The sequence below is a fragment of the Pseudomonas sp. LBUM1645 genome (assembly GCF_059716185.1).
Genome location: NZ_CP166811.1, coordinates 1,524,606 through 1,540,585, shown reverse-complemented (window position 1 = coordinate 1,540,585; position 15,980 = coordinate 1,524,606). Strand labels below are relative to the sequence as shown.

Annotated in this window: 12 protein-coding genes; 8 read left to right on the top strand and 4 right to left on the bottom strand. The window is 53.6% G+C overall.

The window, feature by feature from the left end; genetic code table 11:
* From ACA079_RS06760 to acs, 4 genes are all read right to left on the bottom strand, one after another.
* Positions 1-699, bottom strand: a complete 699-nt coding sequence (locus ACA079_RS06760; protein ID WP_046045453.1) for an ABC transporter permease — start codon at positions 697-699, stop codon at positions 1-3.
* Entirely contained in the window at positions 696-1,385 is a 690-nt protein-coding gene (locus ACA079_RS06755; protein ID WP_008154330.1) for an ABC transporter permease, read from the bottom strand. Before ACA079_RS06755 ends, ACA079_RS06760 begins: the two co-directional genes overlap by 4 nt.
* Positions 1,386-1,476: 91 nt before the next feature.
* Positions 1,477-2,250, bottom strand: a complete 774-nt coding sequence (locus ACA079_RS06750) for an ABC transporter substrate-binding protein (protein ID WP_008154331.1) — start codon at positions 2,248-2,250, stop codon at positions 1,477-1,479.
* Positions 2,251-2,950: 700 nt separating this feature from the next.
* On the bottom strand, positions 2,951-4,906 hold the full coding sequence (gene acs / locus ACA079_RS06745) for an acetate--CoA ligase (protein WP_282482684.1): 1,956 nt from the start codon (positions 4,904-4,906) through the stop codon (positions 2,951-2,953).
* Positions 4,907-5,363: 457 nt separating this feature from the next.
* Between acs and ACA079_RS06740 the strand changes: the two genes are divergently transcribed.
* The 8 genes from ACA079_RS06740 (at position 5,364) to ACA079_RS06705 (ending at position 15,924) form a co-directional block, all read left to right on the top strand.
* Entirely contained in the window at positions 5,364-5,627 is a 264-nt protein-coding gene (locus ACA079_RS06740) for a DUF2790 domain-containing protein (RefSeq protein WP_038979415.1), read from the top strand.
* 187 nt (positions 5,628-5,814) lie between these two features.
* Positions 5,815-6,090, top strand: coding sequence for a hypothetical protein (locus ACA079_RS06735; RefSeq protein ID WP_497702988.1), 276 nt, complete (start codon positions 5,815-5,817; stop codon positions 6,088-6,090).
* A gap of 518 nt (positions 6,091-6,608) precedes the next feature.
* Positions 6,609-7,859, top strand: a complete 1,251-nt coding sequence (locus ACA079_RS06730; protein WP_008034875.1) for a ribonucleotide-diphosphate reductase subunit beta — start codon at positions 6,609-6,611, stop codon at positions 7,857-7,859.
* 635 nt (positions 7,860-8,494) lie between these two features.
* On the top strand, positions 8,495-11,125 hold the full coding sequence (locus ACA079_RS06725; RefSeq protein WP_497702987.1) for a Z1 domain-containing protein: 2,631 nt from the start codon (positions 8,495-8,497) through the stop codon (positions 11,123-11,125).
* 10 nt (positions 11,126-11,135) lie between these two features.
* Entirely contained in the window at positions 11,136-12,134 is a 999-nt protein-coding gene (locus tag ACA079_RS06720) for a PD-(D/E)XK motif protein (RefSeq protein ID WP_497702986.1), read from the top strand.
* Positions 12,125-13,972, top strand: coding sequence for a hypothetical protein (locus ACA079_RS06715; protein WP_497702985.1), 1,848 nt, complete (start codon positions 12,125-12,127; stop codon positions 13,970-13,972). The genes ACA079_RS06720 and ACA079_RS06715 overlap by 10 nt, the downstream gene beginning before the upstream one ends.
* Complete coding sequence (locus ACA079_RS06710; RefSeq protein WP_497702984.1) at positions 13,969-14,871, top strand: hypothetical protein; 903 nt, start codon at positions 13,969-13,971, stop codon at positions 14,869-14,871. The genes ACA079_RS06715 and ACA079_RS06710 overlap by 4 nt, the downstream gene beginning before the upstream one ends.
* Entirely contained in the window at positions 14,872-15,924 is a 1,053-nt protein-coding gene (locus tag ACA079_RS06705) for a DUF6339 family protein (protein ID WP_497702983.1), read from the top strand.
* Positions 15,925-15,980 lie beyond the last annotated feature (56 nt).

Sequence of the window (15,980 nt, the reverse complement as noted above, 5' to 3'; positions counted from 1 at the left end):
TCAGTGCTTCCGCGGGGCCAGATAGCCCAGCCAGCGGCGCTCGGCCAGTTTGAACATCCGCACCAGAATGAAGGTCAGGCACAGGTAGAACACGCCGGCAGTGATGTAGGCTTCGAACGGCAGGTAGAACTGAGCGTTGACCGTGCGCGCGGCACCGGTGATGTCGATCAGGGTCACGATGGACGCCAGACTGGTGGTCTGCAGCATCATGATCACTTCGTTGCTGTACTGCGGCAGCGCCCGGCGCAGGGCCGACGGCAGCAGGATGCGCTTGTACAACTTGTAGCGCGACATACCCATCGCCTTGGCCGCTTCGATCTCACCATTCGGCGTAGCGCGCAGGCTGCCGGCGATGATTTCAGCGGTGTAGGCGCTGGTGTTGATCGCAAAGGCCAGGCACGCGCAGAACGTCGCGCTGGACAGCCACGGCCAGAGGAAGCTTTCACGTACCGCTTCGAACTGCGCCAGACCGTAGTAGATCAAAAACAGCTGCACCAGCATCGGCGTGCCGCGGATCACGTAGGTGTAGAGCCAGGCGCTCATGTTGACGGCCGCGTTTTTCGAAACGCGCATCAAGCCCAGTGGCAACGCGCACAGCAGACCGAAAAACAGCGACAGCGCGAGCAACTTGAGGGTGGTCACCAGGCCGCCGAAGTACAGCGGCAGGGCCTCCCAAATGACGTTGTAGTCGAAGATCATAGATCAGCCGCCCTTACGCCTACCGAGTAGCGCTTCTCAAGGTGACGCAATGCCAACAACGAGACACTGGTGATCACCAGGTACATCGCCGCCACTGCGAGGAAGAAGGTGAAAGGCTCGCGGGTAGCATCTGCCGCCTGCTTGGCCTTGAACATCATGTCTTGCAGACCCACCACCGAAATCAGCGCGGTGGCCTTGGTCAGTACCAGCCAGTTGTTGGTGAAGCCCGGAATCGCCAGGCGAATCATCTGCGGCACCAACACCCGGAAGAACACCTGAAAACTGCTCATGCCGTACGCCATGCCGGCTTCTGCCTGACCTTTCGGGATCGCCATGAAGGCACCACGGAAGGTTTCCGACAGGTACGCACCGAAGATGAAGCCCAGGGTGCCGATACCGGCGGCCAACGGGTTCAGGTCGATGTAGTCGTCAAAACCGAGCATCGGCGCGACACGGTTGAGCAGGTCCTGACCACCGTAGAAAATCAGCAGGATCAGCACCAGGTCGGGAATACCGCGGATCACCGTGGAATACAGGTCGCCCAGCCAGGCCAGCCAGCGAATCGGGGACAGACGCAGCGCAACGCCGATCAGACCCAGAACAATGGCCAAGACCATGGACGACAAGGCGAGCTGAAGCGTCAGCCATGCGCCATCGAGGATGACAGCCCCGTAGCCTTTCAACATGATTCAGGTCCTCGAAAAGGGGGATGAAAAAATGGCGCAAACCTCAGAGATCCTGTTGCTTGCGCCATTTCGGACTTGTCGCCGGGACGTGTTACTTGCCGTAGATATCGAAGGCGAAGTACTTGTCCTGGATTTGCTTGTACTTGCCGTTCTCGCGAATGGCGGTGATCGCGGTGTTGATCTTGTCTTTCAGCGCGTCACCCTTGCGAACTGCGATACCCACGCCGTCGCCGAAGTATTTGACGTCGGTGAAGGCCGGGCCAACGAAGGCGAAACCTTTGCCGGCGTCGGTTTTCAGGAAACCGTCATCCAGCAGCGTAGCGTCTGCCACGGTGCCGTCGAGGCGGCCAGCGGCGACGTCGAGATAAATTTCGTTCTGCGAACCGTAAGGCTTGATCTCGGCACCCAGCGGGGCCAAGACTTCGCGGGCGAAACGCTCGTGGATCGAACCACGTTGCACGCCGATGTTCTTGCCCTTGAGCTCAGCCAGGCTGTCGCTGACTGGCGTGCCGGCCTTCATGACCAGGCGAGCCGGGGTGTTGTAATACTTGTTGGTGAAGTCCACGGACTTCTTGCGGTCTTCAGTGATCGACATGGACGACAGGATCGCGTCGATCTTGCGCACTTTGAGTGCAGGGATCAGACCGTCGAACTCTTGCTCGACCCAAACGCACTTGACCTTCATCTCTTCGCACAGAGCGTTGCCGATGTCGTAGTCGAAACCAACGATGCTGCCGTCCGGCGCTTTGGAAGCGAACGGAGGGTAAGCCGCTTCGATACCAATTTTCAGAGGCTTTTCATCGGCGAAAGTCGGCAGGGACAGCACGGACAGTGCCAGGGCGCCAAGCAGCACGAGTTTCTTCATCTTGGGACTCCATCGGTAAAGGGCTAAAACGGCAGAGTGAGCGACAGCCCAATATGCGAATGAGTGGAACCGCAAAGCGGTGCTGCGTTGCAGGAATCGCGCGCTTTTTTCAACGCGAGCAACAACGAGCGAGTGATCGGCATTCTAACGACAGGCCCGAAGCCGATATTTCTTCAATGCGACAACTAATTACAGAAGCACCGAGAAAGCCGCTTGGGCGCGTTGACAGCCTTGCAAATTCATGCAAGAGCAAAAGACAGTGAACCGATCTATGCTGCAAATTGCGGGCCTATTATTGGCAAACCCTTCTAATCCGGCAAGCGCAGCGTTGAGTCTTATTTTTAAAGCGGGCTATAGAGGCCGAATGACGGGGCTTTGCGTTTCCCAATGCCCCGTATCGGAGCGAGAGGTTACACATTCAGTTACTTGAAAGGTGATGGGTAACAGTGGGAAATCACCTACAGGTGAAGCCGATAATTATTGGCCGTTGTTGTTGTGGCGCCTGACAGATCGCCATCGCGAGCAAGCTCGCTCCCACAGGGGGTCTGCGCCTGGCACAGATTTTATGCTCACTGGAGATCAACTGTGGGAGCGAGCTTGCTCGCGAAGAGGCCCGACGTGCCACTGCAAAAACATCAGGCAATAAAAAGCCCCACCAGGCGCAATGCCGGGCGGGGCTTCGATGACTCAGGAACCGCTGTTAAGCGACGTTCATGATCTTGTGTTCATCAATCAAATGCTGCACCACACCCGGATCTGCCAAGGTGGAGATATCCCCCAACCCATCGTATTCGGCCGTAGCAATCTTGCGCAGAATCCGGCGCATGATTTTGCCCGAACGAGTTTTCGGCAGGCCCGGCGCCCACTGGATGACATCCGGCGAAGCAATCGGACCAATCTCCTTACGCACCCAGTTTTTCAGCTCCAGACGCAGTTGCTCGCTCGGCTCTTCGCCACCGATCAACGTGACATAGACATAAATGCCCTGCCCTTTGATGTCGTGCGGCACACCGACCACGGCCGCTTCGGCGACTTTCGGGTGGGCGACCATCGCGCTTTCGATCTCGGCGGTGCCCATACGGTGGCCGGACACGTTGAGCACGTCATCCACGCGACCGGTAATCCAGTAGTAACCGTCTTCGTCACGACGCGCACCGTCACCGGTGAAATACATGCCGCGGAACGTCTTGAAGTAGGTATCGACGAAGCGGTCATGGTCGCCATACAGTGTCCGCGCCTGGCCTGGCCACGAATCGAGAATCACCAGGTTGCCCTCGGCAACGCCTTCGATGATGTTACCCAGGTTATCCACCAACGCCGGCACTACACCGAAGAACGGACGTGCAGCAGAACCCGGCTTGAGCGCGTGCGCACCCGGTAGCGGGCTCATCATGTTGCCGCCCGTTTCGGTCTGCCACCAGGTGTCGACGATCGGGCAACGGGACTGGCCGACGTTCTTGTAGTACCAGTCCCACGCTTCCGGGTTGATCGGCTCACCGACCGAACCCAACAGACGCAGGCTGCTGCCATCAGCGCCTTCAACGGCGGCCTTGCCCGACGCCATCATCGCGCGGATCGCCGTTGGTGCGGTGTAGAGGATGTTGACCTTATGCTTGTCGACGATTTTCGCCACCCGGGTGATGTCCGGGTAGTTCGGCACACCTTCGAACAGCAGCGTGGTCGCGCCATTGGCCAGCGGGCCGTAGACGATGTAACTGTGGCCGGTGACCCAACCGACGTCGGCGGTGCACCAGTAGACTTCGCCCGGACGGTAATCGAACACGCGTTCGTGAGTCATCGCCGCGTACAACAGGTAGCCGGCGGTGGTGTGCTGTACACCCTTCGGCTTACCGGTCGAACCGGAGGTATAAAGGATGAACAGTGCTTCTTCAGCGCCCATCTCTTTCGGCGCGCAGACACTGCCCGCCACTTTCATCAGGTCTTCGTACCAGATGTCGCGATGCTGGTTCCACTTGATGTTGCCGCCGGTGCGCTTGCACACGATGACTTTCTGAATGCTGCTGGTTTCCGGGTTGGTCAGCGCGTCGTCGACGTTGGTCTTGAGCGGGATCTTCTTGCCGGCACGAACACCTTCGTCGGCCGTGATCACCACTTTGGATTTGCAGTCGATGATCCGGCCAGCCAGGGCTTCCGGCGAGAAACCGCCGAACACCACCGAGTGAATCGCGCCGATCCGGGTGCAGGCCAACATGGCGACCACGGCTTCGGGGATCATCGGCATATAGATAGTCACCACGTCGCCGCGGTGCACATCCTGGCCACGCAGGGCGTTGGCGAACTTGCAGACTTGTTCGTGCAGCTCGCGATAGGTGATGTTGCGGCTTTCGGCAGGGTCATCCCCTTCCCAAATGATCGCGATTTGATCGCCGCGCTCGGCCAGATGACGGTCGAGGCAGTTGTAGGAAACGTTCAGGGTGCCGTCGGCGAACCATTTGATGTCGACATGGTGATCGTCGAAGGAAGTCTGTTTCACCGTGGTGAAAGGCTTGATCCAGTCGAGGCGCTTGGCTTGTTCGCGCCAGAAGCCGTCCGGGTTAACGACGGACTGCTGGTACATGGCCTTGTAGGTCGCCTCGTCAGTCAGCGTGTTGGCCAAAACCTCGGGACGAACGGGATACAGAGAAGCCGCACTCATCTTTGTTACCTCGGTGGAATAGTTGTTTTTGTATGACCCAGTTGTAGCCGGGCCGGGCCTATAGAACCATTCGACGATGGTAGTAACAAGCCCCTACAAAATGTCGTGACTATTCCCACAGGTTTTGTGCAAACGCTCTATTCCGGCCGCCAACGGTCAATGTAGGAGCTGCCGAAGGCTGCGATCTTTTGATCTTCGAGGACCGCCAAGATCAAAAGATCGCAGCCTTCGGCAGCTCCTACAGGGATTGTTACGAAATTCGCCAAAGGTGTTTATCAAAAGCACGCCTATATGAATGTAAACCCCACGCCTAAAATCAGCCTCGCCAACCAGGCAACGTGATTAACCAAGTTGCAGCCCCCACGAAGGCAGTTAATCCAAAACCAGTACTTAAGTTCTACACGCAACCCCAAAAAGGTTGCGTGACCCCACTCGACCTCTAAAAGGTAAATCTGAAATGAAAGCTTTATTAGTTCTGGCCCTCAGCAGCCTGTGCGCAACCGCCATGGCAGACGAGGTCCCGACTGATGTCGCGCAGCAGCAACCCGCCATCGAGGAATACACTTACTCCACTCACCTGGACATCGCCAAAGTTATCTCCATGAGCGAAATCCCGAATGTGTGCGAAGTTGTTCCGGCGAAAATGGAATACGACGACTCCAAAGGCCAACGCCATATTCTGCGCTACAGCGTTATGGGTAACGGTTGCTCTAACGGCTAATCACCCGCTCTTACTCTCCCAAGGTTCGACCCACCCGCCCGCTATTAAGGCAGATGAAGCGCCGAACCTTACGCATCGATTTATTCGATTGCTTCAAGCGTTTATTTGCGCTTTTTAATCAAGTTAACTGGCGTAGTATCAATTCCACACCAAGGCACACAACGCCAACGAACCTGGAGCCACCACCATGAAAACCAAACTGATCCTCGCCCTGACCCTCTCCGTCCTGGCCGCTAACTCCTTCGCCGCTGACGGCTACGACCGTACCGGCTCGGCAGCATTCACCACTGAAGCGGCTGTCGCTTCTGATGGTTACGACCATACCGGCTCGGCGTCTTTCGCCTCTGATGGCTCCGATCACACGGGCGCTGCCAAACTCGCTTCTGACGGTTTTGATCACACCGGCGCTGCCAAAGTGGCTGCCGATGGTGCGGACCACGTGGGTGCAGCTCGCCTCAGCTGATCATCGAGCGTGACTTTACAGCCCGACCTCGGTCGGGCTTAGTTGTGTCTGGAGCCATCGAAAACCGACTCAAAACACAACATGTAGTGAAAAAGGCGATTTTCTGGCTGTTTTTTGAACAAAAAAATTGCCCGCCAAAATTTATGAAAAAAAATCTGCACCCGCGACATCCAGCCAAAGCCCTGTAAACCCTCGCTCCGACCGAAAAACCCTCCGTCTCGTCCGCTACATGCGCGGATTCGCCCCACCACGACCGCAAAAATTTCCCTATAATGCCGGCTTAAACGGGCCTGCAATATTCCCTTACAGGGATAACAGCCAGTCTGAAGCCCACGCCGAAGTCTTCACCGATTTCTGCGCCCGTCAGAGGCTCTCGGAACCCCGTACAAAATTATGTTTATTTGCCTGCGTGTACCGCTGCAAAAAACGCTATCCAACGCGGCCAGTACGGTCGTGTGAAAAACCAACCTATCAGTTTTCACACGGGCATCTGGCCCTCACGCAGGAGACGACACGTCATGCTGAGCTGGGACGAATTCGACAAAGAAGACAGCGGCGAAACCGTTGTAAAAGGCGCCAACGCTGGGCACGCAACTGAAGCCAACATGGACCGCCTCGACACCGCTGGTGGCGTCGCGGCTCAAGAAGCCCGCGCTGTAACCGCGTCCGACTCCGCCGCAATCGCCCGTGCAAAAGCTGCCCTGGACAACCTCGACATCGCCGAAGGCCTCGCCGAACTCGAAGGCGCCTCCGCCCGTGTGGCTGTCGACGAAAAGCGCATGATCAACTGCCGCGCCGACCTCAACCAACTCGTGCCATTCAAGTACGACTGGGCCTGGCAGAAGTACCTGGACGGTTGCGCAAACCACTGGATGCCGCAAGAAGTCAACATGACCGCCGACATCGCCCTCTGGAAAGACCCAGAAGGCCTGACCGACGACGAGCGCCGCATCGTGATGCGCAACCTCGGCTTCTTCTCCACCGCCGACTCCCTGGTTGCCAACAACCTGGTGCTGGCCGTGTACCGCCTGATCACCAACCCGGAATGCCGCCAGTACATCCTGCGCCAGGCATTCGAAGAGGCGATCCACACCCACGCCTACCAGTACTGCATCGAATCGTTGGCCATGGATGAAGGCGAGATCTTCAACATGTACCACGAGATCCCATCGGTCGCGAAAAAAGCCACCTGGGGCCTCAAATACACCCGTTCGATCTCCGATCCGAAGTTCGAAACCGGCACCGTCGAAACCGACAAAGAGCTGCTGCGCAACCTGATCGCCTACTACTGCGTTCTGGAAGGCATCTTCTTCTACTGCGGCTTCACCCAGATCCTCTCCATGGGTCGCCGCAACAAAATGACCGGCGTCGCCGAACAGTTCCAATACATCCTGCGCGACGAATCCATGCACCTGAACTTCGGCATCGACGTGATCAACCAGATCAAAATCGAAAACCCACACCTGTGGGATGCCGAAATGAAGGAAGAAGCTTCGCAGATGATTCTGCAGGGCACTCAGCTGGAAATCGAATACGCTCGCGACACCATGCCTCGCGGCGTGCTGGGCATGAACGCGGCGATGATGGAGGACTACCTGAAGTTCATCGCTAACCGTCGTCTGTCGCAGATTGGGTTGAAGGAAGAGTATCCAGGGACGACGAATCCGTTCCCTTGGATGAGCGAGATTATGGACTTGAAGAAAGAGAAGAATTTCTTTGAGACTCGGGTTATTGAATATCAGACTGGTGGTGCGCTTAGCTGGGATTGATTTTTTGATCACTCATTTCACTAGCACGTGAATACCTGCCGTCAAATGTGAAACGGATGTACCAAATAGGGCTGCCAATGGCAGCCCTATTTCTATTGAGCTGACATAAATTTTCTAGGAGTTAACGCGAGCCGTCAGAAGTCAGGCATCTGAGACGCTGCCCGTAGAAAAATGAACGAGTGAATTCAAACACCTCGCACCAATCAAGCGGCCCGTAGACGCTCCTCTGATCAATCAGCGAGAGCGCTCGTGATCTCCGACATCATTTCTCCAGCTCAAAGCGAGCGATGCGAATTCTCTGTTCCTAGACTTTCTGTTGCTCTAGGATCAGCACTTGCTATACGGAGTAACGCCTTGGCGTTGAAAAAACCCGGTTGTCCCTACGCGTAGTGCCGACTCACCGCCACTGAATGACCGTCGCTTCTATAAAACTGTAGGGATATTTGAGCACGAGGTCGGCAGCTAGTTGAAAAAACCGCGTTGCCTAGTCGTCTTAGACCACGATCTAGCCAGCTCTCTAGCCTAAAATGAATGTCCGGTTTAATTAGACCTAAAGTCTACGATGGCATAATTGCACCACTCGCAAGCGCGATGTACATTGCAACAACCTCGATACGAAATATCATGGAGCCATTATGCCAGGACCGCAAGTTGACAAGTTACATGAGCGAATTTCGCAGGCGATGTCTAGATTTTCCGACCTAGATGGAGCAGTAGAGTCGGTACGCCAGGAGCTAGACACCCTCAGTCCTGGATTGGCAACCATGCTCCACGCTGAAATCGAGGAGGCGAAGTCATTAGTAGCCCTTCAATTCGAACAAATCGAAATCCTTCATCGCTACTCCGTTATCAAGAAACGCCCTCAATGGTATTTCGGACCGAAGCCCTCCGATCTCCACTGGCCAGCAGTGCGAGGGTATCTCGTCAACAGCAAGGGCTGGGACGAAGATGACGTTGAAGGTATCAATGATGCTTCCAATGAGGTCGTCTCTCTACTGGAAAGCCCTAAACAGCAGCAGTTCTCCTGCCGTGGTTTAGTTCTAGGTTACGTACAGTCCGGAAAAACCGCGAACATGACTGCTACGATAGCGAAGGCGCTGGATGCCGGGTACAACACCGTGATTGTCCTCGCAGGCCTGACCAACACGCTTAGATATCAGACCCAGCTAAGATTTTTCGATGATCTTGTTTCTCGCAATCCTCTGAACTGGCAGGTTCTCACGCCGAACGACCGGGATAGAGATTTCAGAGCTCCGCCACAAGGTGGTTTCTTGTCCCATACGGACAAGGCGCAACTGGCCGTAATTAAAAAGAACGTTTCGCCACTTGGGCAACTGAAGCTTGCGATAGAGCGGACGATGCCCGCCGTGTTGGGCAAACTACGAATTCTCGTCATTGACGACGAGTGTGATCAGGCCAGCGTTAACGCAGCACGTAGCGAGTTAGAAACTACTGTCATCAACGAACGAATTCGAGAGATTCTCTCCCTTCTTCCTGCTGTAACCTACGTGGGCTATACCGCAACCCCGTTCGCGAACGTACTCATCGATCCATATCGGCAAGAAGGTCAACAGCTGGACGATCTTTACCCCCGAGATTTCATTACCGCTCTGCCCCTACCCGCATCATACTTCGGAACCGAGAGGCTCTTCGGCAAGCCGCCAATAGATCCCGCAAACGTGCTTCCCGAGGAAGAAGGTCTCGATATGATTCGGGAAATTCCTACTGAAGAAATAGCACTACTCCAGCCGCGTAGCATGCGGGAGAGGGATGATTTTCAGCCTTCAATGACCGAAAGCCTGAGAAGATCGATTCTTTATTTTCTGGCGTGTTGCGCGGCCCGCCATTTTCGTGGGCACTCGAACAAGCATATGACAATGCTGGTTCACACCTCAGCCTATGTTACAGCTCATGAACGGGTCTCAGCTTTGATCGAAGGCTGGATAGATGTACACCGCGCAGGACTCCTCGACCGAAGTAGTGCAGTTGGGCAGCAGATCGAGCAGATCTGGGCCGAGGAGCAAGGACGGCTTCCTGCGAATATCACTAATGCTATTCCAGTTAGCGTTGAACATATTTTCGACATCATGCCGAAGGTACTTAAAGCGCTGGAATTTCCAATAGAGAACGGAGGGAGTGAAGATAGGATTGATTACACTAATACACCTAAGACATACATTGTTGTGGGGGGGTCTATTCTCGCCCGTGGGCTGACTCTCGAAGGCCTAGCAGTCAGCTTTTTTCTCCGTACTGCGGACCAATACGATACGCTTCTACAGATGGGCCGCTGGTTCGGTTTCAGGCCCGGCTACGAAGATCTCCCGCGGATATGGATGCCAGAATCATTGAAGCTTCGATTTCGCGAGCTTGCCTCTATCGAGCAAGAAATCCGCGACGATATCAAACAGTACCAGCTCTGCGAATTGACGCCGATGCAGATAGCCGTTCGTATTCGCTCGATTCCCGGTATGGCTATTACAGCAGCTACAAAGATGCGGGCCGCTCGCCGATGCGCTGTAAGTTACTGGGGAACCCACCGGCAAACATTCCGCTTCGAACATAGGAACATTGTGCAACTCCGAAAGAACTGGGGAGCTGCTGCTGAGTTGGTCAGCCGCGCAGACGCGCTTCAGCTTCGAGATGAAGAAGCTGCCGCAAATAGAAAGCAAGTATGGCGTGACGTTCCCAAATCTTCGATCCAGCGTTTTCTGGAAACATATGAAACGCACGCTACTCATACTGATCTAAGTCGCCAGATACTTCTACCATTCATAAGCGGCGATGATCCTAGACTGGCCAAGTGGAACATAGCCTTCATCGAGCCCGCCACAGGAGAGCAATCAAATGAGACTCTCGGCAGTGCAGGAAATATCACCATGGTTAAGCGTTCCAGACTTGACGGAGCCGGTGATGCTGACATAAAAGCCTTGATGTCGAAGCAAGATATCCTTTCCGATTGCTTTGACATCGATGCAGGCGATCATAGTTGGGATGAACTAAAGGACCTAAGACGTGAGAATGTAGGTGAAGTGCCTCTTCTACTACTTTACGTTATCGACAAGCTTTCCAAACCAACAAGAGAGGGTACCGTGCGCAGGCTTTTGGACGCCGACCACGACGTACTAGCTTACGGAATCGTTTTTCCAGGCTCAGTTACCGAAAGTGGTAGCTACGTATCTGTCGAATTGAAGGCACTATCTGCTGAAGACATCGAGGCCATAGCGACAGAAGAAGCTTCCCAGGTTGAGGCAGCAGGCGTTAAGTGAGTACGTGCATATGACTGCTAGAAATATGTGGGGAGTGCTACGTAGTGGTGGCGATATTGGTGGTGACTTTGAGATTCGCACGATTCCTACCGACGTCATCACTCCCGCGGGCAGGGTACGCCTAGCGCTGGGTCCAAACGAAGAGCCTCGAGTTCTTCTGCCGTTAAGTGAGCGCGAAACGCTTTCGCGCTCAGGTACCGCAGACGCCCTTTCGTTGACCGTATCTTGTTTTACCCATAAGGGGCACTCAGTCAGGTTCATTGATTTAGTCTGCCTCTCAAAGGATCTAGATACTGTATTCGCAGAGTTTGTTGATGAAATGCTTGCCAGAGTTGCCACCGGCATCAGTTGCATTTCAGCCATCGAGTCCACGATTGAGGATTTTCGCTCCCTCTTAATGCAATCAAATGATAAGGAGGTTGCCCCCAACGTAGTTGTTGGTCTGGTAGGAGAGCTACTAATTCTCAACCGCCTATTGGACCTTTCCGCTACTGGATGGCGAGCATGGAGCGGTCCATCTGGTGATAGGCATGACTTTCGCAGGGACAGTATTTCGCTTGAGATCAAGTCGACAGTCCGTACAGGAAATCCAATCATCGTAATAAACGGTCTTGACCAACTGGAACTTCCGGAAGATGGCAGCCTTCATCTTCTGCATTTTATATTGGAACCAGTATTTGGCGGAAGCCTCAGCATATGCAGCCTAGCTACAAGTGCTCTGAAAAAAGCAGATGAGCCGAATGGGCTTCGAAGTCAACTCGCCGCAATTGGATGCGAGGACTTCGACAAACCTCGGTGGAATCGCCATTCCTTCCGGATTCAATCTGAATCTCTCTACGAAATCAGGGACGGATTTCCTCGATTGACCTCATCAATGCTCTCAACGGGAGTAGCACACGCAGGTCTATCTTCCATTACCTATGCGGTTGATCTCTCGTTCGCCTCACAATTTTTGAGCTCTGACAACACTTATAGAATGATCGAGAGGGAGCTTAGCGGATGCCTATAAAGCCTTTGGAGCTTTTCTCGGAGCCTTTTGGTTCAACCGGAAACATCGGTGATAATATTCGTCGACTTCTTGGAGCACCCACACTCGATCCGCTCCAGACGGTAATTCGTGAGTCCTTACAAAACATCGCAGATGCTGCAAAGCTCGGGATTGGTCCAAAGATAGAAATAAGAATTCGCCGACTTACAGAGAGTCAGCGGTTGGCTCTTGAATCCAAAGTTCTAATATCCCTACCTGCCGCTGAGCATTCGCGAACAGCTCTTCGAAATTCGCTTTCACAAAAGGAACTTATTGTGATGGAAATTTGCGATTTTCGTACCATAGGGCTCGGCGGTCCAACCCGTTCAGATCGAATTCCTTTAGGGACTAAAGATACTCAATTCATAAATTTTCTGCGAAATATAGGTGCTGCAAGAAACACCGTGCAAGGTGGCGGCACTTACGGATTTGGGAAAATAGCGCTCTACCGTGCTAGCTGCTGCAGTACCATCATCGTGGACACACTTCCGCATGCGACCGGGCTGGAAGGACGCCGGATCATCGGTTGTCATGTAGGACCTTCTTTCGAAGTCCCGGACAATGCCATGTCTCAACACTTCACCGGACGCCATTGGTGGGGTATAGCGGATCCCGAAGATGGAATAGTGGACCCACTGACTGGTGCCGATGCTCAAGCCCTTGCCTCGGCCTTAGGATTGCCAGACAGGGGGGCAGATCAAACTGGCACGTCGATCATGATCCTCGACTTCATGACGGATGGTGAAGACCTCCAGACCTTGGCTAACAAAGTGATTGAAGCCGTCTTATGGAATTTCTGGCCTCGTATGATGCGGGACACGCCAGCTACACATAAATTTGACCTACGCTTTGAGTTGGATGGAGTGGAAATTAAAATTCCAGCCCCTGAGGATTTCCCCCCCTTAGATCTTTTTTCAAAAGCAATGCGCGCGGTGCGTTCAGGTAAAGGGAATGACGTCCGATCGCTATCTGCAACCAAGTCTCAAATCGAGGTTGGGACGCTTGCCATTGAGAAGGGCTTACGGACATCCAGGCGCCTGCTTGTAGAAGAGGACAGCTTATTCCCGGCAGTTTCCCAACATATCGCACTCATGCGCCCCGTTGGACTTGTCGTTAAATACCTACTCGGCACAGCGTTACCTGATGAACGACTTGAATGGGCCGGAGTTTTCGTCACCAGCAATGAAGAGGATGTTGAATCGGCCTTTGCTGAGTCAGAGCCCCCTGCTCATGATGACTGGATTCCTGAAAACCTGCCCAAGGGCATACCGAAGACACTTGTGAACGTGGCCCTTCGAGATCTACGCGCCCATGCTGCAGATATAGGGTTGAGTTCGCCTGGAGGAACACCACGCCCTCAGTCGGGCCCTCCTCTCGCTAAGCTTGCAGGTCGTATGGGATCTGCACTTGAAGGAGTCAACGGAGATGGAGCTGGAAGAAAGCGAGGCAAAACATCTGGGGGGCGTGCAACACTCGCCCGCGCTCGAGCTAGTGCGCCGAATTTCATCCGTCTTGAAGCTATTGAGGGCGAAGCCGTGGGGGTTTTCATCACAGAAGTCCGTCAGAATTCTAATCGTAGCGGGAGCATTCTGACCGCGACTGCGGCTATTGCCGTAGATGGAGGTCGGTCGATTGAGTCGGACGTCGTACTGCCTACTGCTAAAGTATTGTCGATCCGTTCATCAGACGGCATTCAGTTCTCAGAGGGGGGCAAACTTACCATCAACGGCGCGGAGGGAGTGTACGAGATTCGAGTGCAGATACCTTCCGATTGCGCGGTAATCGCTGACGTGGACGTACTGACGGAGAGTAACCGGTGAGCCGTATTGCATTTCCTTTTTTGACCCTCTCCGAATCTGCAGTAATCGCTTCCCCGTGGTTAATTTCTCTCAACGAATCTGAGTGGGCTCCGGCTGGAGAATATCTGCAGAACTGGGATGCCGCCTCCTCCACTCGCCTGCGTCGCCGAATAGCACTAGACCCATCTATCGCGGCTGCAGATTTGAACATTGATCTCAGAAACCTGAGGTTTTTTGCGACTGTTAGAGTCGGTACAGGTCAGGGTCGGCTGCCACGTTTAATACTGACTCGCGAAAATCGCACTTTAGAAGTAGAGCCTTGGTTCGTGGAGTTCGAGTTGGAGATAGAGGGCGAAGCGCTCTCGTCTGTTCTCGACATTAGTACTCGGATAACTTTAGCGTCCTCAATATCCGCCCCTTCGCCTCTATCTCCTTCGCGTATTGGGGATCAACTCTGGTCAGATCGAATTCGGATGAGGCTTGAAGGAGAGGAACCTCGTTTTCCAATCGAAATTGGAGACATGCAAATCTTACTTGGAGATATGATTTCTTCATCTGCACCCTGGTACCTACACTGGTCTCCACGTGAATGGTCTCGCGACTTTCATGGAGCGATGAGGCTCTATCTGAATTCGACGCACACGGAGTTCATCGAAAGGATTCAAGATGAAGATCCATTGATGATTCAAATGCTAATGGCCGATGTGATGGGGCAGGTATGTGAGCGATTGATAACGGACCCAGAAGTAAACGATCTGTTTAACGCACCTGAACCCGGATCTCTGGCAGCGCAAGCATCCTCGTGGTTAAAAAAGGCATGGCCAGGCAAAGACCCGAACTTCATAAGGTCCGTATTTGACAATAGGCCCGGAATATTCCGCGCTTCATTTGTGGCGCTAGCAGATCTAGGAGATAAATGAATGATTACCTTACTGCCTAGACTTCCGGCGCCAGCAGCAGAGCGGTTGCTGGAGACATACCTGCACAACGGACCGCACCAGTGGTCAGGATTTAACGCTAAGGAGCTTCCAGAAGCTGTCAGATTCACTCCAACTGGCGGAAGCCCGATATCTTCAAAACATCTTGAAGATATCCGCTTGGGTATCCTACACATTGCGAAAAGCAATGGATATGGCCGCAGAGGCACAAGGACTGAGCTGTCAAATTTTGATGCCCAGGCCGCTGCGTGGCTGGCGGAGCAGAGTGTACTAGCAAGCGGGGAAGCACTCAGGGATGATGTATGGGCATTCATAACAATTGTAGCGGTTCCCGACATTGCAAACTGGCGATTCGGTGACTCGCCTGAGAGATATCTCGGCGGCGTGCGTAACACATTTCAAAGACTCTGGATGCGCGGAAAATTGTTTGATAGAGGTCGGACAAGCTTCGACCGATGGGGTCTACTTGAAAAACTTTCCGAGGACGCATTTGTGCAGATTACTGAACGGCCAAGCCTAGGCGGTAATCCTGTATTGGCACTAGGAATAGCCGAGGCGTGGGTTCGGGCATCTTTGCATCACGGCAATGGACCTATGGAAAGCCTCACCCGACGGGCAGTGCTTCAGATACGAGCGAGAAATGAAGTCAGATGTTTGGATGAACTTCCAACCGACAACTTAGCTGTCGTTCTTGACGCGATCTTCGAAATACCCGCAGCACCCGCTAAACAAAGTGGCGAAGATACCAGTATGAGTGCCAATGCCATTGACATAACGAATCTAGAAAACTCGACTTTCAACGGTGTAACAGTTACCGCGCTAACTGCGGCGGTCACACGAGTACTAGATGAAGCAAAACGCTGGAATCTACTCTCCCCTAAATCCAATGCTGCGTTGCAGTCGCTATTAGCGTTAGAGTTTGAATTAACATCTAACGAGCGAAATGCTCTTAAGTATCTTCTTGAACGAATAGAGAATATCGGCCTATTAGAAGCAGAGAGAAGTGTTGTAGGTTTAGTGGTCAATGGAGTCTGATATTTTCCTCATTGACTTCTATAAAAAAGCCTTATTGGCTAGCGCCGCAAAAAATT